The sequence below is a fragment of the Parabacteroides sp. AF17-28 genome, from assembly GCF_003479205.1.
Classification (GTDB): domain Bacteria; phylum Bacteroidota; class Bacteroidia; order Bacteroidales; family Tannerellaceae; genus Parabacteroides; species Parabacteroides acidifaciens.
In genome coordinates this window covers 122,628-148,050 of sequence record NZ_QUGV01000004.1, presented here as the reverse complement: position 1 = coordinate 148,050, position 25,423 = coordinate 122,628, and the positions used below count along the sequence as shown (strand labels likewise).

Here is a 25,423-nt window from a genome sequence, read left to right as displayed (position 1 = left end):
GAAGTGTTACATAAGAAGATATATATTTAAAAACAATACAATATGAAAACATTAACAGACGAAAAGCTCACGATCGTAGGTGCAGCAGGTATGATTGGTTCAAACATGGCACAGACTGCCATCATGATGGGACTTACTTCTAATATTTGCTTGTATGACCCGTATGCTCCGGGTTTGGAAGGAGTGGCGGAAGAATTATTCCATTGTGGTTTTGAAGGCGTGAATATTACGTTCACTTCCGATATCAAAGAAGCGCTGACCGGTGCCAAGTATATCGTAAATTCAGGTGGTGCTGCCCGTAAAGCCGGCATGACCCGTGAAGATTTGCTGAAAGGCAATGCTGCTATCGCGGAAGAGTTCGGAAAGAACGTAAAGGCTTACTGTCCGGATGTTAAACATATTGTCGTGATATTCAACCCGGCTGATATTACCGGTCTGATCACTTTATTGTATGCCGGTTTGAAACCGTCGCAGGTAACGACATTGGCCGCTTTGGATTCTACCCGCCTGCGTAGCGAACTGGCAAAACATTTCGGCGTATCTATGGATGTAGTCGAAAACTGCCGCACATACGGAGGTCATGGCGAACAGATGGCTGTCTACGCTTCTACCGCTAAAGTCAGCGGCAAACCGTTGACAGATATGATCGGAACTGATAAGTTGACCAAAGAACAGTGGGCTGAAATCCAGACGAAGGTGACAAAAGGCGGTGCCAACATCATTGCTTTGCGTGGCCGTTCTTCTTTCCAGAGCCCCTCTTATGTTTCTATCGAAATGATTGCCGCCGCTATGGGAGGTAAACCGTTCCGTTGGCCGGCAGGCGCTTACGTATCGAATGGCAAGTTCGACCATATCATGATGGCATGGGAAACTTCCATTACAAAAGACGGTGTAGCCCTGAAGGATGTGAAAGGAACTCCGGAAGAAGAGGCTGCTTTGGAAAAGAGCTACGAACACCTTTGCGCTTTGCGTGACGAGGTGATCGCAATGGGCGTGTTGCCTCCGATCTCCGAATGGCATGCATTGAATCCGAATATTAAATAAGAAGGTTGTAATTAGGTAAAAAGATTTAGGTTATTAAAAAAAGGTACATCCGGAGGGGCTTTCCCTTTAGATGTACCTTTTTGGTTTATAGATGTCTTTCCGGATAAAGAGCGTCCCACCATTGCGGTTCGTCTTTCAGGTATTTGGCAAACCAGGCGAAGATCGTGTTCTGCCATTCCAGCCGTTTCTTATAGTCGGCCACTCCGTGATTTTCACCGTCTACCTGGACAAACTCAACTGTCTTTCCAAGTATCTTCAACGCCAGGAACATCTGGATGCTTTCGCCGATAGGTACGTTTGTATCTGCATTGCCGTGGAGCAGCAGGAGCGGAGTTTTGATCTTGTCGGCATTGAACAGCGGACTGTGTCGGGTGAAGAACTCCGGATTGTTCCAGGGATAAGTGCCCGTATTGGCAACCGAGCAATATCCGTATCCCCAATATCCTTCGCCCCAGTAACTGCTCAGGGCACTGATGCCTGCATGGCTGACGGCGGCGGCAAACAGATCGGTCTTTGTTTGCAGATACTGGGTCATGAAACCACCGTAGCTGGCGCCTGCACAACCGATCTTTTTCGGATTGACGAAGGAATGTTCCTTGCAGAACTGTTCCGTGCCTTGGATGATCTCGTCGGCAGTCTTGGTTCCCCACGCATTGACATGGCGGGCTGCAAATTCCTGTCCGAAGCCGGTCGTACCGCTTGGATTCAGCGTATAGACCACATAACCGAGAGCTGCGTACATATGCATGGAATAGCTAAATTCCAGCGCGCGGTTCGTCGGGGATGTACCTCCGTAATAGTAGACGATCATCGGATATTTCTTTGCCGCATCGAAATTGGGCGGGAGGTAGTAGCGTCCCTGGATCACGGTTCCGTCGGCAGAGGTAAAGTTCCAGTCATGGACTTCGCCGAACTTGATGTCTTTCAGCTTGTCGGCAGACAGGTCGTAGATCAGCTGGTTCTTATTGCTCTTCGTATTATAGCAGTACAGGCGGTTGGCATTGGATACGCTCTGGCCGTAATAGTACATTACCGGGGCGGCTTCGGCCAACGAATAGTTGTAAATCACATCTTCCGGCAGGTTTATCCGGCGAATCTTCCCGTTTGCCGGATTGCAGGTATAGACGCGCTGGTAATCCTGGTCTTCCGTCAGCATATAGATTTGTCCGTCATATTTGCTCCACTGTGCGGTCGTGACGTTCGGATTGAAGTCTTTGGTGAGCGCTTTCGCTTTCCGGGTTGCCGGATCATACAGGAAAATCTGTCCGTCGTATGTGTTGGAGATTTGTCCTTCCTTGATGTTCAGACCGATATTGTCGAATGCGTTACCGGAGCCGAACACCAGCAGTTGTTTGCCGTCCGGCGAGAAAGTGGCTGCGTTGATGTATTTGGCGCCTTCCCACAGAGTGTCGACAGCCATTGTCTGCAAGTCCAGTTTATACATCGAGTTGCTTGAGCTGGGCAGCGCAGTGTAATCCTGTTCACTGGTGCTGAACAGCAGGTAACGGCTGTCTGCACTTACATCGTTGATGAACGTGTTGTTATGCCCGTATGTCAACTGTTCGTACAGGCCGGTCTGAAGGTCGTAACGCCAGATAAAATAGCGGTTACGGAAACCGGGCAGGCGGTCGTTCGGCTCCAATATGCGGAGCATGTCCGGCCCGTCTTTCGGTCCTTCCTCCTGGATCGTGTAGAGCAGAGTCTTTTCGTCCGGCGTAAAGCTGAAACTTCCTTCCGGCAGGTTTTCAGCCAGGACTTCTTCCTGCATGGTGGCAGGATCTACGGTGACCAGCTCGCTTCCGTTCAATCCCGTACGGGTGAAATACATCTTATTGCTGGTCGGCATCCAGTCGGCACTCAGGATAAAACCTTTGTCCTGCAGCAATACACGTCCGGTTGCCGCGTCCCGCAGTTGGGCATACTGTTCGCTTTTGCCGCCTTCCATGCGGGTATAGTATTTTACCAATACATATTTACCGTTCGGGGAGACGCTTGTCCCGCGAAACTGTGTTCCTTCGAGGATGTCGCGCGAGGTATATCGTTTCTCCGGATTGAGGGACGCTGTAACCTGAGCCTCTTCTTCACTTTTAAAAAGCGCTTTCAGCGTGGAGGGGCAAGTGTCGGTCTCTGCAGTCAGATATTTCACTACCACTTCATAGCGATGCGGTTCCAGCGTCAGCTCGGAAGTCGCGCCGACCGGTTTGTTGTTGACGAATACCTCGAATGTGCCCGGGCCGGATACCTCCAATGAACCTTTGGTGTAGCGGTCACTGTTCAGGTAGAAAGAGTAAAGATGCAGGGCATATCCTTTTTCGGGGGCAGGGACGGTGATCAGTCCTGCCGTGTCTGCATCGATAACGGTTGCATTACTCAATGCCCGGTTGAACGGGACAGTCGACTTGACCAGGTTTTTTGCTTCGAAAGGTTTGCCGTTGACGTTCAGGCTGTCTGTTAGGATGGGCTTGTTCACCGCGACGGGGCCGGCATGCAGGTACTGCATCACTTTTACGTCGTCCGCAGCTTGTGCCGCGAAAGCCGAGAAGAGGAGTACCGGGATAAGTTTAATCTTTTGATTCATATTTGTGTATGTTTATAATGTTTGTTTACGTGTAGCGCTAATCATATAGAGTCGCTCGTTGTCTTCAGCCTTATTCACGGTGAAGAAAGGGGACAACATGCCGGTCAATTCTTCCACCGGAGGCAATCCTTCGGATAGTTTTCCGGCGTGTTTATCATGATGACCGTTGATCTTATCACGGCTTTCACTGTGGCAAATCACCAGTTCACCCCCTGCCGTAAGCAGTCCGGCGAGATGGGAGATAAGCTTTTCCGGTTCCGGAAAATGGGGAAAGACACTGTAGGCAATGATATAGTCGAACGATTCCCCCTGCAGATCCAGCACGTCCAGACAACGGAAATCGACAACCGGTGTCGCATACTTGCTCCGTGCCTTTTCAATCATGCCCGGCGATATGTCGACTCCGACAATCCGTTGCGGAGAATAAGGCAGGAGATAACTTTCCAATACTCCCGTGCCGCATCCCACATCCAGAATACGAAGCCCCTTCCGGAGTCCGGTGTTTTGCAGGATATGGTTCAGCTTCTCCGGATCATGCGTGCACAATTCGTCCCAGCGGTCTGCCAGGGTATCAAAGAATTCCGCTATTTTATTCATGGCAATTGTCCCTCCCAGACAAAACAATCCGGGAACAGTCCTTTCAATCCGGTTGCTTCCCTGAACAGCCCGAAGACGGATGAACCGGAACCGGACATCGAGGCATACAGCGCACCTTCCCTGTAGAGCGTCTCTTTTATTTCGCTGATCACCGGATATTTCGGGAAAACGCTCTTTTCAAAATCGTTTATCATCAGCTCTTTCCAGTCCGTCACCGGTTTTCCGGCAATCTCTTTTAGCGAGACATGGGGCGCTTGCGGCGTCACGTTTGCATAGGCTTCGGGTGTGGAGACTGCTACATCCGGTTTCACCAGGCAAAGGTGGTAACCTTTTAACGACAGCTTCACCGGCTCGAATATGTTCCCCGTGCCGGAAGCAAATACCGGTGTATTGCGGATAAAGAACGGGCAGTCCGCCCCAATAGAGGATGCTAACTTTTCCAGCTCCTCCTGCGAAATATCCAATTTACAATAATCATTGAGCAGCTTCAGCATAAAAGCGGCATCGGCCGATCCTCCGCCCAGTCCGGCCCCGAAAGGGATTGCTTTCAACAGATGGACATTCAATTCAGGAATTTTGTACCGGCTTTTCAGCAGATTCATCGCTTTTATTACCAGGTTTTTTTCTGCCGGGGCATCGACGGGAATCCCGGTCTGCGTGAAGGAAAAACTGTCGGCTCCGACTATTTCCAGTGCATCTTTCACCGGAACCGGATAGAAAATAGTTTCGATATTGTGGTAGCCGTCCGGGCGCTTGCTTACGACATTCAGTCCCAGATTTATTTTGGCATTAGGAAAACAGATCATAACTGATTCATTTTAATATAATCGACAAATGTAAGTAATTCTGAAAACTTTTTCACACAAACCGCTTTTTTATTGGGATTACCTGGGGGGCTTATTGTATAAAACGCATTTTTCAGGCTTAAAAAGCATCCGAAACAAAACAAATGTTAATCCGCTTTTTTGACCTCAAAAAAGGACTTTGTACTCTTTTCCGGGAGTCTTTAGGCAGGGAAGTCAACCTTTATTTCATTTTCGAGGTACTTTATCGCCATGAAGACGGTCACCTTACCCTATGAAGACGGTCGCCATTCCAATGAAGACGGTCGCGAGGGCGATGAAGACGGTCGTCGTGGCGACAAGCTCCCGGAACTTCCTTTGCATATTTGAGACGCAGTCCGTCTTTGTTTTGCTACAGGCGATTCTCCGGGAGTTAAGGTTTATCACTTTGTCTGCGTTCCCGTCTTTCGGCAATCAAATTGCACGCTTTTCGAAATGGGCTGCGCACCTCGTTTTTCTTGTTGTCAGAAAGGGGAGCTTAAACCGCAAAAAGAGTCAATCCAAAATCGATCAAGATTTCGGACGAAATAGAAAAATAGCATCAAAAGGGGGTTATTGTATTAAACGACATGAACTGTCCTGTCGCTTATTACTATAATTCCATTACGACCAGAACCGGATTATCATCTTCCTCTACTCCCGGGACTTTTCCTTCAGCAGCTGTTGCTGCATCGATATAGGAGATAACCGTATTGCCATTAATATAGATATTTCTTGTATCTATCCGTACCTTTTTTCCGGAAGGAAGGCATAAAGGCAAGCCCCATTCTCCTTTTTCATTTGAAAAACGTGATATTATTTCATTATTAGTCTGGTCCCATACTTCATAAAAGAAATGGTTTTCCCGCAAATAGGCAATCAGATAATAGCCCGGTATGGAGGATAACCACATGCTCCGGATATAGGGTGAACCATTGGTAGTCATCTCCATCGGTTTCTTCGCTTCTTCTTCAGGAAGTTTGTATTCTCCTTTTTTAAAGATACAGAGAGGTTGTAAACCGGTTCCGTTGACGGTAAATACCGTGTCTTCGTTTACATAATGGACAATTGCTTGGTCTCGGTTTCGGCAGAAATTAAGTTGCCAGGTCATACACATACGTTCCATTTCTGTTAGAGATGTATCTGCAGGAAACATACCTTCCCGGATATTCAATTCTTTATCGGTGATATACAGTCTATAAGGCGCATCGTTTTGACCTTTGGCTACGGTGTAATTGTCGGAGATGAAAAGAGGGGTGGTGATCTCTTTATCTTTCAGGAAAATCTCCTGTTTCATGTTTCCATCCAGGTCATAAACAATATATTTATTAGCTCTTTGGTCGAAAACCCGGATGGTTGATTCTTGCGGGTTGACATGTACGTATGTGATCATGGTGTATTCACCGGGACCTTGTCCCTTCTTTGAAAAAGAATGGATCACTTTCCCGTTTTTATCAGTACAGAAGATTGTACTGGTTCTATGATCGACCACGCAGTAGAAATCTTTGCCGCTATATACTGGCTGGGCCGATGCGAAGAGAAGGTCGGATGTACTCGATATGGGAATATAGGTGATATGTTTAGTGATGTTGTTCCAGGTAAATGTGTCCGGAACATGCTTTGTGATAGCTTCACCTAAATCGAAGACGGGAAGAGGTCTTTCTTTTTTTTCAGGATTCATCTTGCATCCGGTACTTATTGACAGGAAGACTAAGACAATGGCGAATGGGATCGTTTTCATAATGTTTGTGTATTATTTGTAGTACAGGCAAAATTAGGAAAAGAAATTGGATTGCGAAGTCTGGACAACAAAATAGTTTATTTCTCAATTCTCGATTTTCAATTTATTACTATACCTTTGTGCCGCTTTAGGCAAGAAAAATCGGAATATGTTTAATCTGTATTGGTAAAAAGAGGTATAGTCTATGCAAAAGTCTGACTGCATCATTGGTGTAGAGCATGTCTCGAAGTTTTTCGGGGACAAGGCCGTATTGAATGATGTCAATTTGTCTGTCCGTAAGGGCGAGTTCGTAACTATTCTGGGGCCGTCCGGTTGTGGAAAGACGACGTTGTTGCGTCTGATTGCCGGATTTCAGACCGCTTCGGAGGGTGTGATCACCATTGCGGGAAAGGAAATCACGCAAACGCCTCCTCATAAACGCCCGGTCAATACCGTATTCCAGAAGTATGCCCTTTTTCCTCACTTGAATGTCTTCAATAATATTGCTTTCGGGCTGAAGTTGAAGAAGCTGCCGGCTGCCGTTATTGAAAAGAAAGTGAAGCAAGCGTTGAAAATGGTGGGGATGACCGATTACGAGGACCGCGATGTCGATTCCCTTTCCGGCGGGCAACAGCAGCGTGTAGCCATTGCCCGTGCCATCGTGAATGAACCGGAGGTGCTTTTGCTGGACGAACCGTTGGCGGCTCTCGACCTCAAGATGCGTAAGGATATGCAGATGGAGCTGAAAGAGATGCATAAATCCTTAGGGATAACCTTTATTTATGTTACCCATGACCAGGAAGAGGCGCTTACCTTGAGCGATACCATCGTGGTGATGAGTGAAGGAAAGATACAGCAGATCGGGACACCGATCGACATCTATAACGAACCGATCAATTCGTTTGTCGCCGACTTTATCGGCGAGAGCAATATCCTGAACGGGTTGATGATTAAAGATAAATCGGTTTCTTTTGCCGGACACGAGTTTGAGTGTGTGGACGAAGGTTTCGGCGAGCAGACACCGGTGGATGTCGTGATCCGTCCGGAAGACATTTATATATTCGAACCTTCGGAAGCGGCTATGCTTACCGGAGCGGTCACTTCCTCCATCTTTAAAGGTGTTCATTATGAAATGATGGTACAGACGCCCGAAGGCTTTGAGTTCATGGTACAGGATTACCATTGCTTCGATGCCGGACAGGAAGTCGGTTTATTAGTAAAGCCGTTCGACATCCATGTGATGAAGAAGGAACGTGTCTGCAACACGTTCGAAGGAAAAATGATCGACGCTACACATGTGGAGTTCTTAGGATGTACGTTCGAATGCAGAGAAGTGTCCGGTATCGAACCCGAGACTCCGGTCCGGGTGGAGATCGACTTCGGAGATGTTATCCTGGAAGATAATGAGGAAGACGGACGTCTGACCGGTGAAGTTAAGTTTATCTTGTATAAAGGCAACCATTATCACCTGACGGTGTTTACCGACTGGGACGAGGATATCTTTGTCGATACGAACGATGTCTGGGACGACGGCGACCGGGTCGGCATTACCATCGCACCCGAAAATATACGGATTGTTCAATCTAATAATAAGGAAGGAAGTGATAATAAGTAAAATTTCGTCTTTTTTCATGCGGCGCAGGAACTGGACGATTCCCTATGCCCTGTTTCTGGCTGTCTTTGTGGTGATGCCTTTGTTGCTGATCGTGCTCTATGCTTTCACAGATGCCGACGGCGCTTTCACCTTTGCCAATTTCCGTAAGTTTATGATTCATCCCGAGGCTATCAATACGTTTGTGTATTCGATCGGGATTGCTATTATCACGACATTGGCCTGTCTGGTTCTGGGGTATCCGGCGGCTTATATCCTGAGCCATGAGCGTTTCAATACTTCCCGTACGATGGTCGTTCTTTTTATCCTGCCGATGTGGGTGAATATCCTGATCCGTACGCTGGCAACCGTGGCGTTGTTCGACTTCCTGAACCTGCCGTTGGGAGAGGGGGCGTTGGTGTTCGGTATGGTCTATAACTTCCTTCCGTTTATGATTTATCCGATTTATAATACGTTGCAGAAGATGGATCGCAGCCTGATCGAGGCGGCGCAGGATTTGGGGGCAAACCCTTTCCAGGTCTTTATGAAAACGATATTGCCGCTTTCCATGCCTGGTGTGATGAGCGGGATCGTGATGGTCTTTATGCCGACTGTTTCTACTTTTGCCATTGCCGAGTTGCTGACGATGAATAATATCAAACTGTTCGGTACGACCGTGCAGGAGAATATCTATAACGGTATGTGGAACTATGGGGCGGCGCTTTCCCTGATTATGTTGTTGCTCATCGGCGTTACCATTCTCTTTACCAATGAAGAGGACAACGCTTCTAACGAAGGAGGAGGTGTGATATGATGACGAAGTTAATGGCGAAAGGATACCTTTGGCTCCTGTTGGTGCTGCTCTATTCCCCGATTCTGATTATCATGATTTTCTCGTTCACCGAAGCCAAGGTGTTGGGAAATTGGACGGGATTTTCAACCAAACTGTATAGTTCGTTGTTTACAGGCGGTGTACAACGTTCGTTAGTGAGCGCTCTTTGGAATACGTTTGCGATTGCAATGATTGCAGCAACCGTTTCCACACTGTTAGGCAGTATTGCGGCAATCGGGATTTTTAACCTGCGGTCACGGACGCGTCAGGTGATGAATTTCGCAAATGCCATCCCGATGATGAACGCCGATATCATTACGGGTGTTTCCCTCTTCCTGCTGTTTGTGAGCTTTGGCGTTTCGCAGGGCTTTACGACAGTCGTATTGGCGCATATCACGTTCTGTACTCCCTATGTAGTGCTGAGTGTGATGCCGCGCTTGAAGAAGATGAACCAGAATGTCTATGAGGCGGCGCTCGATTTGGGAGCAACGCCTTTCCAGGCATTGCGCAAGGTGATATTACCGGAGATACGCCCGGGAATGATCAGCGGGTTTATACTTGCTTTTACGCTTTCGATCGACGATTTTGCCGTAACAATCTTTACGATCGGCAATGAAGGATTGGAAACTCTCTCGACCTTTATTTATGCGGATGCACGTAAAGGCGGATTGACTCCGGAACTGCGTCCGTTGTCGACGATTATCTTTGTGACGGTACTCGTCCTTCTGATTGTGATTAATAAACGGGCGGAGAAATCCGAAAGCTAATAAAGGGAAAACAGGAAATGAACAGATTATTAAAAATAGCAACAGGGCTGATTCTCTTTTTAGGCATCATGTCTTCATGCGGACGTTCGGAGGAAGAACGCAGCCATATCCTGAAAGTCTATAACTGGGCGGACTATATCGACGAAGATGTCCTGGCCGAGTTCCCCGCCTGGTATAAGGAACAAACCGGCGAGGATATCCGCATCATCTATCAAGTATTCGATATCAATGAAATCATGCTGACCAAGATTGAGCGCGGGCATGAGGATTTCGACTTGATCTGTCCCTCCGAATATATCATCGAGCGGATGTTAAAGAAGAACCTGCTCGTCCCGATAGACCGGAACTTTGGTAAAACGCCGGACTATCTGGATAACGTCTCTCCTTATATTCAGGAACAGTTGAACAAACTGAGCCAACCGGGAAGGAAAACGACTGATTATGTCGTGCCCTATATGTGGGGAACGGCGGGCCTGCTGTATAACAAGAAGTTTGTTACCGAAGATATTGTCGAGAGCTGGGAATGCCTTTGGGACCCCAAATACAAGAATAAGATCCTGATGAAGGACAGTTACCGTGACGCCTATGGCACGGCCATTATCTATGCCCACGCGAAAGAGTTAGCAGACGGAACGGTGACAGTCGAGCAGCTAATGAACGATAACTCTCCCGAAGCGATTGCCATTGCAGAGGACTACCTTAAAAAGATGAAACCGAATATCGCCGGTTGGGAAGCCGACTTCGGTAAGGAGATGATGACGAAAAACAAGGCCTGGCTCAACTTTACCTGGAGTGGCGATGCAGTCTGGGCAATGGAGGAAGCGGAGGCGGTCGGTGTGGAGCTGGACTACGAGGTCCCCCGCGAAGGCAGTAATATCTGGTACGACGGCTGGGCAATCCCAAAATATGCCCGCAATGTGAAGGCAGCCAGTTATTTTATTGATTATCTTTGTCGTCCGGATGTGGCTTTGCGTAACATGGATGCAATCGGTTATGTCAGTGCCATTGCCACTCCCGAGATATTGGAAGCCAAGATCGATTCGACTGTGGAGAAGGTTTCCGACCTGAGCTATTTCTTTGGTCCGGGGGCCGACAGCATCCGGATCAATCCGGTGCAATATCCCGACCGGCAGGTGGTGGAACGTTGTGCCATGATCCGGGATTTCGGAGACAGGACGGAACTGGTGCTCGAGATGTGGAGTCGTGTAAAGGGCGATAATCTGAATACAGGAATCGTATTATTAATATTTGCCGTATTCGGTGTTTTGTTCGTATGGTTGGTATATCGCAGGATACGTGAATATAAACAGCGGAAACGCCACCACAGGCGCCGTCGCCGCTGGTAAACAGGGAAGGGGATAAGTTTCCGCATAAGGAGGATAATATGGAAGGCATTAAGAATTTGATTATTGATTTTGGCGGTGTGATTATCAATCTCACCCGTAACCGCTGCATTGAAGCGTTCGAGAGTCTGGGTGTCAAAGATATCCGGGAACAGATCGTAAACAACTATCAGCATAAGGATCTCTTTATGCAGGTGGAGATCGGTTCCATTACAACTGCCGGATTCCGTGACGGTATCCGTCGCTTGTCCGGACAGGCGCTGACGGACGAACAGATCGATAACGCCTGGATTGCGATGCTCGACGATGTACCCGATTATAAGCTGAATCTGCTGCTCGACCTCCGTAAGCATTATAACACGATGCTGCTCAGTAACACGAATGAAATTCATTGGGAATGGTCCGAGCGGACTTGCTTCTCTTATAAAGGCCACCATGTTTCCGATTTTTTCAACCGCATCTATCTCTCCTATAAGCTCCACATGCTGAAGCCGAATGCCGATATCTTCGAATATGTCTTGCAGGATGCCGGGATAAAGCCCGAAGAAACCTTATTCATCGACGACGCTACGCCCAACTGCCGCACCGCAGAATCATTAGGGCTTCATACCTACACGCCGGAACCTCGCGAAGACTGGTCTTTCCTGTTTAAGTAACGCCGGGCATTGTTAATTCGCCTTATTCTAAAAACCAAATAGCAGGTTAGCTGTTTAATAAGCACAAATCTAAACAAACATTTGGTGATTATGAATAAGATGGTTTTTTATGTGCTGTTGCTGGCCCTGTTTCTGGGTAGTTGTTCAAAAGATGATGACTGCCGATGTGTGAATAATGACGATCTGATCAGTCCGGAATTAGCAGAAATGACGGTCACATCCGGTGGTCAGACTACTTCATTTACCGGCGTTTTGATGGTCTATCCTTGTTCGGAAGACACCAGCCTTTATTATGGGAATTATGCAAGTAATGGAACTTTAATGCCGGTCAACGCGACATATAGCATAAAAGATGGTTCTATCTATAAAGCGACTGCTCCCGTCAGGCTTCCTTTAGGGAATTATAATTTCCTGTACTGGGGTTTATCCAAGAATAGCCAGACTGACTCTGTATATGCTGCCGCTGCCATCAGGGAACCGGGGTTACGTTTGGGGGCTAATTTATCCGGGTTATATATGACTTTATATCTGGATAATTATTCTGATACGACTTATATGCCGGTTTATGATTTTCTGCATGCCGTAAGTCCTATCAAGGTGGGTACCGACAAGATGCGGGCAACTCTGAAGCATGCCTCGGCCGGTTTGAGAATAAAGTTGACTAATAAAAACGGTACGAAGATGGATTCCAGTATCGCATCCGCCCGTATTTTGGTCGGTAATATCGCATCCCAACTGGATTATTACACAGCCGAACCCAGCGACTTCACCAAGACGATCGCTTTCCCGCTGAGTATGTCTGTCGACAGCCTTTCGATGTCAGCCAATTCAACTGTGATGGTTTTTCCATCTTCGGCCAATCCTCCGCTCACAATCTTGCTGACGTTGAAAAACGGGCAGGTAAAGCATTTCCGGAAGCCGTTAACAGATGCTTTGACTGCCGGAAACCGCTTAAATCTTAGTATTACCTTGGGTGATCTGTATTCCGAAGAGACCTCTGCCGACGGTTTTGAGGTAGAGAACTGGACGGAAAGTACCGAGATAATCGATTTTCCTCCTGCGATATAATCCCCGGGTTTAAATATCCTTTACCCTCAATATATTGTATGATGTCCCCACATCGTACACATCATTCCCGTCTACCTTCTTGATGTATTTCACTACACGGATGGTGACGGGAAGGATTATTACTTCATAGAGCGATTTCAGGACCGCCTGCGTCCCGATCATAATAAACAGTTCGCCTGCTGGGATCAGCCCGGCGAAAGCAATCGGGAAAAAGATCAATGAGTCGGCACTCTCACCGACAAGCGTAGAGGCGATGGCACGCAACGAGAAATTCTTTCCGGCGGAAGCAATTTTCATTTTACTCATCACATAAGCATTCAGGAACGAACCGACCAAAAAGGCTATCAGGCTGGCAATAGCGATACGCGGTGCCATGCCGAATACAAAGTTAAACCCTTCTTCGCCTTCCCAAAACGGGGCTGCCGGCAACATGACGGCCAGTTGTGCAAACCCGATTACCAGGAAGTTGGAGGCGAATCCGCTCCATATAATCAGACGTGCTTTTTTGAATCCCCACACTTCGGCAATACAGTCGTTGATGATATAGGAAATCGGGAATACGATCAGTCCGGCGGTAGCGGTGATCCCGAATACTTGGACTACTTTGGTTTCTAACAGGTTGGAAGCTACCAGGCAGATGTTGAACAGGATGCCCAACAGCATGAACGGTACGGTTACAGTAGATGTCTTCTGCATAATTCTTGTTTTTAACGAGGTTTATCAAGCACTCGGTGAATAAATAATAAGAAAAAGGATTGCTTTTTCAGGCGGCAAAGATAGTAATTTATTTCCTGATTGATCGCAATATTAGAACCTGTGTGAATAGGTCAGCCCGATCGCGTGGCGGTAGTTGACCGGATCATATACGTTAAATGTATGGTAACGGTAGTACAGCTGCAAATTGTTTTTGGGGTTCATCCGGTAGTCGCAACCTGTAGAGTAACGAATTTTGTCGGCGCGCATCTTTCCTTTATAACCCGTATTATTGAATGGCTCGATATAGACAAACGGCTCGAATCCCGAAGAGGCGATGCGATAGGAAAGTGTGAGCATACTGCGCAGGTAGTTGGTCGGATGCAGGCATCCCTTTTTATAAGTGCTTTGGAAGCGTTCCCGAAGGGCGATTTTGAATGCCCCGAACCGGTGTGAGCCGGATGCGTACAGGTAATAACGGTTGCGTACCTCTTCCGAAGCCTTATACCGCACCAGCGACATATAACCTGCACCTGCCCGCAGGTTCGGCAGGATACGGTAATTAATTTCCCCTGTGGAGAGAAACCAGCCGGCTTCCCGGAAATCATCACGGGGACGGACATCTTCTTCCAGCAGGAATGAAAACCGTTTGTATATTTTCCCGGATAAGCTGACCTTAAAAGCGACACCGGCGCCCTCCATGGCAAAAAGCGGGGGAAACAGGAACAGGAGCAGAAGGCTGAAACAGCAAATAAATACTTTCATGGCAGCATATGGCGTTTGTTACTCCGACAAAAGTATAAAATAATGGAGTCAATGCCTATAGTTGCCTTATAATTTCCCTAAATAATGTTTTTCCAGGTATTCGTTGAACTTATCCTTGTATTGATTGCCGATGGGAATGTAAGTATCCTTGCCGTATATGATGCGGTTGTTCGCTACGGCCGTTATTTTTTCGAGGTTGACGATATAGGAACGGTGGACGCGCATAAACTGGCTTGCCGGAAGCCGCTCTTCCAGTTTCTTCATGCTCAGCAACGTCATGATCGGCTTTTGTTCTTCCAGGAAGATACGGATGTATTCGTTCTGGCTTTCCATATAGATAATCTTATTCATGTCCAGCCGGATCATTTTATAATCAGCTTTGATAAACAGATTGAGACTTTCTTTTTCAGCCGGTGTTTCCTGTACGGAGGGCGTGGAAGGAAGCTGTACTTTCGACTGAAGCTCGTACTGGTGCAATGCTTTGTTGGCTGCCGTAAGAAATTCGTTGTAACCGAATGGTTTCAACAGATAGTCGAGGGCATTCACCCGGAATCCTTCTATGGCATACTCCGTATAAGCGGTTGTAAAGATAACGATAGGCCGGTTCACTAACGACTTGACAAAGTCGACCCCGTTCAGGTCGGGCATGTTGATGTCGGCAAAGATCAGGTCGACAGGTTCCCGTGCCAACAGGTCGAGTGCTTCAAGCGCACTGTTGCAGGCCTTGACCAGTTCCAGGAAAGGAACTTTTTGTATATATCCTGTCAGCTGTATGAGTGCCAGGGGCTCGTCGTCAATAGTTATGCATCGTATCATAATTGTATGGGGATTATCAGAAGTACGCGATATTGATTGTCTTTATTCTCTATGTGCAATGTGTAATTCGTATTATAAAGCAGATGGAGACGTTTGCGGGTGTTTTCCAATCCGAAGCCTGCCTCCTGTGCCTTTTGCGTATCGAAGTTACTGTTTACGAACAGGCAATGCAACTCCAGCTCTTTTATCTCCATCGAGAGGTGGATAAAAGAGGCTTTCCGGTAGCTGATGCCATGCTTGAAAGCATTTTCCAAAAACGAGATGAAGAGCAGCGGCGGGATTTGTGTATCCGGAATCTGTTGGGGCAGGGAGACACGGATATCGACCTGTTCCGTGTATCTGATCTTCATCAGCTCGATGTAATTCGAGAGGAAATGAATCTCTTTCTCGAGTGGGACGGAAGGAAGGGATGCTTCGTATAGGACGTATCGCATGATCTTCGATAATTCCAAAACGGTCTGTTGGGCCTTTTCCTTGTCTATATCGATCAGTGCATGAATATTGTTCAGCGTATTCATGAAGAAATGCGGGTTGATCTGGTGTTTCAGATAAGCCAGTTCCGTCTCCGAGGTCTGTTTTTCCAAATCCTTCATCCGATGGTCGTCACGGATAGACTTAAAGAGGAACTTAATTGCCACGTTCAGTCCTATAATCAACAGGATTGTCGGAATATGGAAATGGAAAAGTAGAGGAAACCAGAATCCCCTCATCGGGCGGTCTTCCGGCCTGAACTGGGGAGCCGGCATGGATGGAGCCGGAGGACGCTGTCCCGATATCATTTGTTCCGGTTGCCGGTTTTCCCAGGGAGGACGATTGGGCATATCCCGGTTAGGCCTGTTATAGACACAGACGGTCACAGTCAATGCGATCGCACAAAGGGTGAACAGCAAATATAGCCATGATTTCTTACGGATCAGCAGGAACGGGAGCAGGACGTAGTTGTTAACCAGGAATAATATCAGGAGCGGGCAGACCATTTTCCATGCATAAATAGTCGCTTTCCAGTCAATTCCGGATGAGTTTTCTGTTGCATTAAAATCCCATATAGGCGCGACCAGCACCACTACCCAAATAATCAGGTAGATGAGATTTTCCAATAGCCGGAGCCTGCGTTCCTGTCTTTCCATATCTGTCAGAATTTATACGGGTAACCGGTGTCTCTGTCCGTATCCTGCAAAGGTACGTAAAAACACACCGGGCACTATAAGCCGTTCGCTAATATTTTGCCGGAAACGAATGTAGGGGCTTATTGCGAGAAGAGAAAAACAAATCAATGAACGGGGACTTTTTGCCTGTAGAAAGCCTTTAGTGGATATTAGCCATACTCACTAACGGCTCATACAGCTTCTCTATATCCTGGGCATCCAGTTCGATCGTGAGCTGGTCGACGGGGAGAATGGTTTGCCCGGCGGGAGAGATGTCTTTATGGTCGCGGTGGATATTTTGGATTACACAATGATTGGGCAGTTCGAGTGTGTCGACGTCTTTCCCGTCGAAGTAAGCGCCTGCCATGATTTCGATATTCAGGATCAGTCGTTTCTGTTCACGGAATACCGGCTTATTGATCATCTCTTCGTAGAACATGACGTTGAACGGCTTTATCTCCAGCAGTTCCGTGAAATAATAGGTGAGGCCTCCGACCACGATGGAAGGATAGAACACCTCGAAATGTGCAGTTATCTCCGTGATAAGTATGATTGCCGTGATAGGCGTACGGACGACGGCGATCAGGAATGCAGCCATTCCGATCAGCATGACATAGCTTACATTCTCCATCTCGATCACGCCATGCTGCACCAACACGAGGGCGAACAGTTTGCCGATCAGTCCGCCTGTCACCAGTGTCGGAATGAAACTTCCTCCCGGCAGTCCCGAAGAGAAGGAAAAAACGGTAAACACCATATGAAGGAGCATCATGCCTGCAATCCAGTAAATATTGTTGTTGCCCCCTTCCGCCTGTTGCATCAGAAACTGTTCACCTCCGCCCGTCAGGTCGGTTATTGTCAGCGAGATGACGTAAGCCATGACCAGAAGGGCCAACAGTTTGATGTATTCCGGTTGCCGGATAGCCGGATACATACGTTTGGCATAGAGCATCAGGAGGGAATAGAACTTACCGAAAACCGATACGATAACCGCAAAGAGTAGATACAGCTTTATATGTAGCCCTAACGCAAGATCAGGGACAATGGCTTGTATCTCGTGATACGGGTTGATCGGGAAGATAGTGCTCGCAATCGTTCCGGCGACGACACCTGCCAGAATCGTTGTAATGGCTGTTTTGGGTGCATCGAAACGTTCGATCGACTCGATAACTAAGGTGGCTGCCGCAAGAGGAGCTGCGAAAGCGGCAGCTAACCCGGCACCTGCGCCTGCTGCAAGAAGCTGTTTGCGTTCTCCGCTCAGGATATGTCCCCATTTGCTTACCAGGTCGCCAATGTAAGAACCCATCTGTACGGAAGGGCCTTCACGGCCCATCGACAATCCGCTGCTGAGTGTCAGGACGCCGCCTGTAAATTTGGCCAGCAATTGCCGGAGGGAATGCTTATATTCGATCCGTCCGTTGATGGCTCCGCGTGTTTGGGAAATACCTCCGCCCGATATGTACGGCCATCGCCTGACCAGCCAGGCGACAAAGCAAAGTATTCCCCACAAGGCAAGGAACAGGGCGACGTGATAATACCAGGGAGGGGAAGAGCGGAAGAACTCTTTCCGCATATCGAAGAATAGTTGCAGCAAATAGTGATAGGGCACTGCCACCAGTCCGGTCAGCAGCCCCACGATCAGGCTCACGAAATAGAGCCTGGCGTCTACCAGTTTCAGCTTTACTATCCGATTAACCTTCATTCCCCTTTAAACAAGGGAGCGTTCCGGTTGGTTTAGAAGCAGCGGATATATCCTAACGAATAGGTTTCATAGAGGTTGTCTTTCATTCCGTGTGTGTAGCGGAAAGAGATAATGTTCTTCTTGATCTCATATCTCAGGTTGTTTCGCCAATGGATGGGGCGGTCGCCATTGTTTTCATATCCGTAGAAACCCGCCAGGTTGGTAGCGAGCGTAAATCCCCGGTACTTGCCTGTGAAACCGACTCCGTATGAGATTGCGTCGTTCTGCCGGTGTACCATGTCGTTCGTCATCCAGCAGTAGAAGCCCGCCAATGCCTGCATACGGATCGACGCCTTTCCGTCTGTACTTTTCCAAAGGTTTCGTCCGACGTTTACATCGAACCAATAAGAGGCGGCATCCGTAAAACGGGCGTCGCACAAACGTCCGCCACTGGCTGTCTTAATATTGGCGCTGACAACAGCATCCACCCATTTCTCACTACTCAGGACTTGAAAGAAGGAACTGATGACGATATCGCCATTATATTTGATCGGGCTTTCCGTCTCTACGGCAAAACGTTCGTCGCGTGTCTCCGGCGTCATCTTATATTTTTCCTTGAAGCACCAGTTTATTTCTATTCCGGCGCGTCCCCGGAAGAACGGCAACAAGGCGCGTCCTATTATATCCGAGGTCTTATCACCTGTATAATAATGATATTCGCCCCGCACTTCCACTTCATAGCGCTGGCTGACCTGTCCGTCCCTCATTTCCGGAATCGGGAATGCATTCGGACCGAAATAACGAGGGGAGTAAATAAGCAGTTTCGTTTTGTCGCGCCAATCATCGGCATGGCAATCAAGTGCTGAAAATAGAATTACAAGTGCAATCAGTAGTGTTTGAGATAGATATTTCATATAGAGGGTTCTTTTCTTTCGGCAACAAAAGTACATATTTCATATTGATTTACTACATTTGTCTCATACAAATCTTTAAACCATAAAATACCATGAGACATTTACACTTAGGAAAGCTCTTATTAGTAGTTTTTTCCCTTCTGTTAGCCTGTACGGTTTCAGCGCGTAAACCGATTAAAACATTATTAATCACCGGACAAAACAACCATAACTGGCAAGTGAGCCATGTCGTGTTGAAGCAGATATTGGAGAACTCCGGCCGTTTTGATGTCGACTTTGCAGTCTCTCCCGGGCAGGGAAAAGATATGTCCGGTTTTGTGCTCGATTTCACCCCTTACCAGTTAGTTGTGTTGGATTATAACGGCGATTCGTGGCCGGAAGAAACAAACCGACGCTTTCTGGAGTTTGTGCAGAACGGCGGAGGTGTCGTGATTTATCATGCCGCCGATAATGCTTTCTCCAAATGGCCGGAATTTAATAAGATTTGCGCTCTGGGCGGTTGGGAAGGCCGTAATGAGAATGCAGGTCCTTATGTCTATTGGCAGGATGGCAAATTGATCAAGGACAGTTCGGCAGGTGTAGGCGGTTCGCACGGACGCCAGCATGAATATGTATTGAACGGCCGTAACAAAGTACATCCGATCGTAAAAGGCCTGCCCGTGAAATGGCGTCATGCCCAGGACGAACTCTACGACCGCATGCGTGGCCCCGGCAACATCCAGGATATTCTATACACCGCTTATTCGGAGAAAGAAACGAATGGCTCCGGACGTGAAGAACCGCTGGTCTTTACGGTCGATTACGGTAACGCCCGTATTTTCCACACGATGCTCGGCCATGCCGGTCCGACGTCGGAAGACAACATCGCCATGCAATGCACCGGTTTCCAGGTTCTTTTGCTTCGCGGTGCCGAATGGGCTGCTACCGGCAAGGTGACACAGAAAGTCCCGAAAGACTTCCCGACGGAGACAAGTTGCTCTCTTCGTAAGAACTACAAAGAGAATTGACAATGGACAATGGACAATTGACAATTAAAGAAACGATCATCAAAGTCATTCAAATTGTCAATTGTCCATTGTTAATTAAAGAAGCGGATATTCTTCGAACGCATATAAGACCGTCGAAAGATATCTTTCTCCCGTATCGGGCAGTAATGCGACAATCGTTTTTCCTTCATTTTCCGGCAACCGGGCCAGTTGGAGAGCAGCATATACAGCAGCGCCGGATGAGATGCCAACCAGCAGACCTTCTTTTTGTGCCAGTTCGCGGGATGTACGGATCGCATCGTCTCCTTCTACTTGTATGATCTCATCGACAACCGTACCGTCATAAGCTTTGGGGATAAAGCCGGCGCCGATTCCCTGAATCTTATGTGGTCCCGGTTTGCCGCCGGAGAGGACAGGCGAGTCACTTGGCTCGACGGCAACGATCTTGATGTTCGGATTGTGGGCTTTCAGGCCTTTGCCGACACCGCTGACAGTTCCGCCCGTTCCGACACCGGCCACAAAGATATCGACCTGACCGTCTGTGTCGCGCCAGATTTCCTGTGCGGTCGTTTTTACGTGCTGCGCCGGGTTTGCCGGGTTCTCAAACTGCTGCAAGATGATGGAGCCCGGTGTGCTGTCGCGCAGAGCCTCCGCTTTCGCGATAGCTCCTTTCATCCCTTCCGTTCCGGGAGTGAGAACGAGGTTTGCACCTAATGCCTTCAACAGGTTACGCCGTTCGAGACTCATGGTTTCGGGCATTGTCAGGATCAATTTGTAACCTTTCGCAGCCGAGACGAAAGCCAGTCCGACACCTGTGTTTCCGCTGGTCGGTTCTATGATGGTAGCGCCCGGTTTCAGGAGCCCTCTTTCTTCTGCATCTTCTATCATGGCGAGTGCCACGCGGTCTTTCACGCTACCAGCCGGATTGAAATATTCCAGCTTGCCGATTACTTTTGCTTTCAGCCCTTTACTTGCGTTAAAGTTAGAGAACTCCAACAGCGGTGTGTTACCGACGAGGTCGGTCAGCTTTTTTGCTATATGTGCCATACGAATTATGAATTAAGAATTATGAATTATATTTCCAGCAACCGTTTCATGGTTTGCATTTTCGCTTCTGTTTCCAGCCATTCGCTTTCCGGCTCGGAAGAGGCGAGAATGCCGCCGCCTGCATACAAAACAAGCGTATTGGCAAGGATGTTCATGCAGCGTAGATTTACATACAGGTCGCTTCTGCCTTCGGGAGCCAGGAGACCGATAAAACCGGAATAGTAGCTCCGGTCGTAGCCCTCATTCTCCCGGATGAAACGGTATGCTTCTTCTTTTGGTAATCCGCAGACGGCCGGTGTGGGATGCAGTCGTTTCAACAGGTCGCCCAGCTTTCTATTGTCGGGCAGGGGAAAGCTGAAATCACTTTTCAGATGCGCCAACTCCCCAGCGCGAACCGGAGACGGGGCTGACTCTTCCGGCTTGATGCCTAATGCGTGTAGCTGTTTGCGGATGTAGAATGCCACGTATTCCTGTTCCTCCCTGTTTTTGTCGTCCCATTCCGTCGGCAACTCTCCGTCTTGAAGCGGCTGTGTCCCGGCAAGGGCCACCGTGTGCCATTCGCCCTTTTCCCCGGAGAGGATGATTTCGGGCGTACAGCCGAGCCAGGTTCCTGTTGCCGGCGTATGGCAAAGGTAGACATATGAATACCGATACCGCTTGATAGCCTCGTAGAACGTGGCGGCAGGCGAGAAGGAGAGCGGCTGTCCGTCCACGACCTGATGGCGCGACAGGACGAGTTTGTCGAATGCCTTCTTGCGGAGCGGTTCGATAAAGAGGTTGAAGCGATAAGCGTAGTCTTCCTTGTCATTTCCCACTGTTGGCACGGTTGTGCCATGACGGTGACACGGTTGTGTCATGCTATTGGCACGGCTGTGCCATGCCGATGGCACAACGGTTGTGTCGGGACGGATCAGGACAATCGGATGCTGTTCGCTGACATGGAACGGAGCGATGACGAAACCGCTTTGCCCGTCCAGTTCCTCGATGTTATAGAGAAGACGTGCAGAACCGGAGGTCTGCATGGCGAAACAGGGCGATTCTCCCGGTATGCGCCAGAGTGCAAAACTCCGGTTCTCGTTGATTAATGCGTCTATTATATGGCAAGTGCTGATTTCGTCGGGAGTCATTTCTTCTTTAATATACTGTTGACCACGCGGATGGATGATACCAGTTTGTCGGTTGATGTGAAGACATCCACATTCCATACGTGCGAGGAGCGACCTTTGTGAATGATGGTTCCGACGGCGCGGACCGTGTCTCCTTCGTGGGCGGACGACATATGGTTGCCGCTGACCTGCATGCCGACAACGATCTCGTCCGGCTTTGCCAAGATCATCGAACCCAGTCCGGCAACCGTTTCAGCCAGTGCAAGCGTTGCGCCGCCGTGCAGGATTCCGAAAGGCTGGCGCGTACGTTCGTCCACGGGCATCGTTGCTTCCACACGGTCTTCCGATGCGTAGGTGTATTGGATGCCGAGGTTGCCCATCAAGGCATGCTTGGCGCGCATATTAAGCTGGTCGAGCGGAACTTCCGTCGGACGTATTTCTGCCAGGATTGCTTTTTCTACGGCGAAGGCAACGCCGTCTTCTTCGTTGGTGAGCGTCGTTTTGTCCACACAGGCTTTCACCGAATCTTGTGCGTTGCCCATTGCGATGCCGACGCCGGCCAACTGTAACATTGTTACGTCGCAAACGCCGTCACCCATGGCAATCACCTCTTCCGGGCGAATCTCCAATTTGGTCATCAGCACGCCTAACGTGTTTCCTTTGTCGATAAACTGGGGCACGACCTCAAGGAAATAGGGCTCCGAACGGAAGGCTTCCAAGACTCCGTCCAGCCGTTTCTTCCAATGGTTTTCCAGTCCTACCAACGCCTCCTCGTCATCGCTTGCCAGCATACATTTGCAGGGGGCGAAGTCGACGGCTTCGGCAAAGTTGTCGACACCGATAATCTGCATCTTGTTCAGGTTTGCTTCCTGGATGACATACTTGTTGTCCGGCTTATCCGTCAGGATAAAGTCCTTGTGATAGGTGAAGATGGCAAAGTCGTTTTTCTTCGCTTTCTTCTCGAAATAGGGAATCCATTCCGGATCGATACGTTTCTCAAATAGAAGTTCGCCGGTCTGCGCGTTGATGATCTGACCGCCGTTGTAGGAAAGGATATAACCTCCGTAATGATTCAGTTCCAGCTTTTCAGCGATGGGCATGACGCCATTTGTCGGTCTTCCTGATGCCAATACGATATGTACGCCCATTTGCTGTACCTTCAACAGGGCAGCTTGGGTACGGGGACTGATCTCTTTGTTATTGTTGAGCAGCGTCCCGTCTACGTCGAGAACTAATAATTTATACTTCATGGCCTCTCTGTATTTTTTGTTAATGATACAAATATAGGGAAAATTTATTTCCCTTCCTTCCTGCCGGGCGAACTATTCTTCAGGTGTAAGCGTTATCACTTGCCCGTTCTGCCGGATATATTGGAAAAGCGCCTTATAGAAAGCATGCCGTGTCATCGTCGGTGCATCGCCTAAGATTATCAGTTTCATCCGGGCGCGGGTGATGGCTACGTTCATGCGGCGCAGGTCGCCGAGGAAGCCGATCTGTCCTTTGTCGTTGGCACGGACGAGGCTGATCATGATCACGTCGCGTTCCTGCCCCTGGAAACCGTCTACCGTGTGGACGGTGATCAGACGGCGGAAAGGTTTGAAGAAGGCATTGCGTTTGATCAGTCCCCGGATATAATGCACCTGGGATTTATAGGGCGAGATCAGTCCGAAGTCGATGCTCTCGTCCAGGACGCGCTCTTTTCCGATCTTCCCTATATAAGTCTGCAAGGTTGAGACCAGCAGGTTCGCTTCGTCTTTATTGATACGGCTCATGCTGTCGGCAAGCTGGTCTTCCGTGAAATGGCAGTCCGCCGTGTCGAGCCAGACGACAGGCGTGTCGTATTCCAGGATGCCGCGATGTTTCACCTCCGGCGCAGACCGTAATTCGTCGTTATAGAACCAGTGGGAGGGGAAGCGCATGATGTCGTCGTGCATCCGGTATTGTGTTTTCAGCAGCGAGACAACTTCCGGTTTGCTGTCCGTCACTTTTTGCATCAGCGTACAGTCCAGTCCGCCCCGTGCCGCCTCTATACATTTAATAGTAGGCGGGAGCTGGTGATGGTCGCCGGCCAGGATAACGCGGTCCGCCTTTCCGATGGCGATCCAGCAGGCTGCTTCGAGCGCCTGGGCCGCTTCGTCGATAAACAAGGAAGTGAAGTTACGGTTCATCAGCACCCGGTTGGCTGAGCCGACCAGTGTGCAAGCAACGACGCGCGCTTCGGCAAACAGTTCCGCATCGATCTTCACCTCTAACTCCGTTGCCCGGAAGCGGAGACGGGAAAGACGGTTGCGTGCTGTCTCTTTCTCGCTGTGGCTTTTCTTCCTCAGGTTGGATTGTATCTCGCGGATCGCTTTGCGGATGCCCCACAGTTCGGCATAGTCGGGATGCGATTCGAAACGCCGTTCGTAGGTGAAGGAAAGCATCTTGTCGTTTACCCGCGTCGGATTGCCGATACGCAGGACGTTTATGCCGCGGTCCACTAACTTCTCCGCGATCCAGTCTACGGCCGTATTACTCTGTGCACAGACCATCACCTGGTTTTCCCGGTGTAAAGTCTCGTAGATCGCCTCTACCAAAGTCGTTGTCTTTCCGGTTCCGGGAGGGCCGTGTACGATCGAAACGTCTTTGGCCGCCAGCACATGGTTGACAGCCTCTTCCTGCGACCCGTTCAGCCAGGGGAAACGGATCGGGAAAAGCGTGCGCCTGCCTGCCGGTGTCTTTCCTAATAACACATCGCGCAGGTAAGCCAGGCGGTTTCCTTTGGCACCTATGACGGCAGATAAGGCGCTGAACATCGTCTTATAGCTGGTCTCATCGAAATAGAGCTGTACGCCGATCTCGCTTTTTCCCTGAATATCGAACAGGGCGGAAGGCGAGGGCAATACTACAACCATGCGGTCGTCCTGCACGTAACTGATAACTGCTGAGAAGTTCAGGATTTGAGGTTGCCCGTTTGCGCCCGTTGTGAAAAAACAAACCGGGCGCCCGTATTCGAAGTTGTGTTCTATCTCTTTGTCTTCCCGCCGTTCGATCTCGATGACGAGTTGGTTAAGTGAATTATAGTAACTCCTTCCCGGCAAGACGGGATACCAGCAAAGTCCCTGCTGGATGCGCCGGTGTATTCCGGTCCGCTCGGTCTGTTCCCTGTACATCTCCTTTTCGTAGTCGAATTCTTTTTGCAGAAGATCCGACTGATGCTGCAAGTCTGCGGATGGAGTCTTATATTGAATTGTCATTATTCTCGTTTTAATCG

At 48.8% G+C, this 25,423-nt stretch carries 22 protein-coding genes; 8 read left to right on the top strand and 14 right to left on the bottom strand.

Annotated features, from left to right (window positions below; translation table 11 throughout):
* The first annotated feature begins 42 nt into the window (after positions 1-42).
* A complete protein-coding gene (locus DWW90_RS04155) occupies positions 43-1,044 on the top strand; it encodes a malate dehydrogenase (RefSeq protein ID WP_115497759.1) in 1,002 nt (333 codons plus the stop codon).
* Between the two features lie 85 nt (positions 1,045-1,129).
* Here DWW90_RS04155 and DWW90_RS04150 read toward each other — a convergent pair whose 3' ends face one another.
* The 4 genes from DWW90_RS04150 to DWW90_RS04130 all read right to left on the bottom strand — a co-directional run bounded on the left by DWW90_RS04150 (position 1,130) and on the right by DWW90_RS04130 (position 6,781).
* Positions 1,130-3,622: a prolyl oligopeptidase family serine peptidase gene (locus DWW90_RS04150; protein ID WP_122344107.1), complete on the bottom strand. Its 2,493-nt coding sequence runs from the start codon at positions 3,620-3,622 to the stop codon at positions 1,130-1,132.
* Positions 3,623-3,634: 12 nt separating this feature from the next.
* On the bottom strand, positions 3,635-4,219 hold the full coding sequence (locus DWW90_RS04145; RefSeq protein WP_122344106.1) for a bifunctional 2-polyprenyl-6-hydroxyphenol methylase/3-demethylubiquinol 3-O-methyltransferase UbiG: 585 nt from the start codon (positions 4,217-4,219) through the stop codon (positions 3,635-3,637).
* Positions 4,216-5,025: a 4-(cytidine 5'-diphospho)-2-C-methyl-D-erythritol kinase gene (gene ispE / locus DWW90_RS04140; RefSeq protein ID WP_122344105.1), complete on the bottom strand. Its 810-nt coding sequence runs from the start codon at positions 5,023-5,025 to the stop codon at positions 4,216-4,218. The genes DWW90_RS04145 and ispE overlap by 4 nt, the downstream gene beginning before the upstream one ends.
* A 628-nt stretch (positions 5,026-5,653) precedes the next feature.
* Positions 5,654-6,781: a 6-bladed beta-propeller gene (locus tag DWW90_RS04130; protein ID WP_122344103.1), complete on the bottom strand. Its 1,128-nt coding sequence runs from the start codon at positions 6,779-6,781 to the stop codon at positions 5,654-5,656.
* A 184-nt stretch (positions 6,782-6,965) separates the two neighbouring features.
* On the opposite strand from DWW90_RS04130, the gene potA reads away from it, so the two are divergent.
* The 6 genes from potA (at position 6,966) to DWW90_RS04100 (ending at position 13,017) form a co-directional block, all read left to right on the top strand.
* Positions 6,966-8,375, top strand: coding sequence for a polyamine ABC transporter ATP-binding protein (gene potA, locus DWW90_RS04125; protein ID WP_122344102.1), 1,410 nt, complete (start codon positions 6,966-6,968; stop codon positions 8,373-8,375).
* Positions 8,376-8,391: 16 nt separating this feature from the next.
* A complete protein-coding gene (locus DWW90_RS04120) occupies positions 8,392-9,165 on the top strand; it encodes an ABC transporter permease (RefSeq protein WP_115497752.1) in 774 nt (257 codons plus the stop codon).
* Positions 9,162-9,950, top strand: coding sequence for an ABC transporter permease (locus DWW90_RS04115; protein WP_115497751.1), 789 nt, complete (start codon positions 9,162-9,164; stop codon positions 9,948-9,950). The genes DWW90_RS04120 and DWW90_RS04115 overlap by 4 nt, the downstream gene beginning before the upstream one ends.
* Positions 9,951-9,967: 17 nt before the next feature.
* Complete coding sequence (locus DWW90_RS04110; RefSeq protein ID WP_122344101.1) at positions 9,968-11,296, top strand: ABC transporter substrate-binding protein; 1,329 nt, start codon at positions 9,968-9,970, stop codon at positions 11,294-11,296.
* 38 nt (positions 11,297-11,334) lie between these two features.
* Entirely contained in the window at positions 11,335-11,949 is a 615-nt protein-coding gene (locus DWW90_RS04105) for an HAD family phosphatase (protein WP_122344100.1), read from the top strand.
* Positions 11,950-12,039: 90 nt separating this feature from the next.
* The gene (locus DWW90_RS04100) at positions 12,040-13,017 is read left to right on the top strand and encodes a FimB/Mfa2 family fimbrial subunit (protein ID WP_122344099.1); all 978 of its coding nucleotides are present in this window, start codon (positions 12,040-12,042) and stop codon (positions 13,015-13,017) included.
* Positions 13,018-13,026: 9 nt separating this feature from the next.
* Here the strand turns inward: DWW90_RS04100 and DWW90_RS04095 are convergent, their stop codons facing one another.
* The 6 genes from DWW90_RS04095 to DWW90_RS04070 all read right to left on the bottom strand — a co-directional run bounded on the left by DWW90_RS04095 (position 13,027) and on the right by DWW90_RS04070 (position 19,031).
* On the bottom strand, positions 13,027-13,713 hold the full coding sequence (locus tag DWW90_RS04095) for a queuosine precursor transporter (protein ID WP_115497747.1): 687 nt from the start codon (positions 13,711-13,713) through the stop codon (positions 13,027-13,029).
* 111 nt (positions 13,714-13,824) lie between these two features.
* Positions 13,825-14,475 carry a DUF2490 domain-containing protein gene (locus DWW90_RS04090; protein ID WP_122344098.1) on the bottom strand — a complete coding sequence of 217 codons (651 nt, stop codon included), beginning with the start codon at positions 14,473-14,475 and terminating at the stop codon, positions 13,825-13,827.
* A gap of 66 nt (positions 14,476-14,541) precedes the next feature.
* On the bottom strand, positions 14,542-15,291 hold the full coding sequence (locus tag DWW90_RS04085; RefSeq protein WP_122344097.1) for a LytTR family DNA-binding domain-containing protein: 750 nt from the start codon (positions 15,289-15,291) through the stop codon (positions 14,542-14,544).
* A complete protein-coding gene (locus DWW90_RS04080; RefSeq protein WP_122344096.1) occupies positions 15,288-16,418 on the bottom strand; it encodes a sensor histidine kinase in 1,131 nt (376 codons plus the stop codon). Before DWW90_RS04080 ends, DWW90_RS04085 begins: the two co-directional genes overlap by 4 nt.
* Before the next feature lie 178 nt (positions 16,419-16,596).
* Positions 16,597-18,138, bottom strand: a complete 1,542-nt coding sequence (locus tag DWW90_RS04075; protein WP_122344095.1) for a ClC family H(+)/Cl(-) exchange transporter — start codon at positions 18,136-18,138, stop codon at positions 16,597-16,599.
* A 32-nt stretch (positions 18,139-18,170) separates the two neighbouring features.
* Complete coding sequence (locus DWW90_RS04070; RefSeq protein ID WP_115497742.1) at positions 18,171-19,031, bottom strand: hypothetical protein; 861 nt, start codon at positions 19,029-19,031, stop codon at positions 18,171-18,173.
* A 92-nt stretch (positions 19,032-19,123) separates the two neighbouring features.
* On the opposite strand from DWW90_RS04070, the gene DWW90_RS04065 reads away from it, so the two are divergent.
* Positions 19,124-20,038, top strand: coding sequence for a ThuA domain-containing protein (locus DWW90_RS04065; RefSeq protein ID WP_122344094.1), 915 nt, complete (start codon positions 19,124-19,126; stop codon positions 20,036-20,038).
* A 75-nt stretch (positions 20,039-20,113) separates the two neighbouring features.
* Here the strand turns inward: DWW90_RS04065 and cysK are convergent, their stop codons facing one another.
* The 4 genes from cysK to DWW90_RS04045 form a co-directional block, all read right to left on the bottom strand.
* Positions 20,114-21,064 (bottom strand): cysteine synthase A, encoded by a 951-nt coding sequence (gene cysK / locus DWW90_RS04060; protein ID WP_122344093.1) that lies wholly within the window; start codon positions 21,062-21,064, stop codon positions 20,114-20,116.
* A 26-nt stretch (positions 21,065-21,090) separates the two neighbouring features.
* Positions 21,091-22,191, bottom strand: coding sequence for an isochorismate synthase (locus DWW90_RS04055; RefSeq protein WP_122344092.1), 1,101 nt, complete (start codon positions 22,189-22,191; stop codon positions 21,091-21,093).
* Positions 22,188-23,420 carry a Cof-type HAD-IIB family hydrolase gene (locus tag DWW90_RS04050; protein ID WP_122332664.1) on the bottom strand — a complete coding sequence of 411 codons (1,233 nt, stop codon included), beginning with the start codon at positions 23,418-23,420 and terminating at the stop codon, positions 22,188-22,190. The genes DWW90_RS04055 and DWW90_RS04050 overlap by 4 nt, the downstream gene beginning before the upstream one ends.
* Before the next feature lie 72 nt (positions 23,421-23,492).
* Positions 23,493-25,406, bottom strand: a complete 1,914-nt coding sequence (locus DWW90_RS04045; RefSeq protein ID WP_122344091.1) for an AAA domain-containing protein — start codon at positions 25,404-25,406, stop codon at positions 23,493-23,495.
* Between the last annotated feature and the right edge of the window lie 17 nt (positions 25,407-25,423).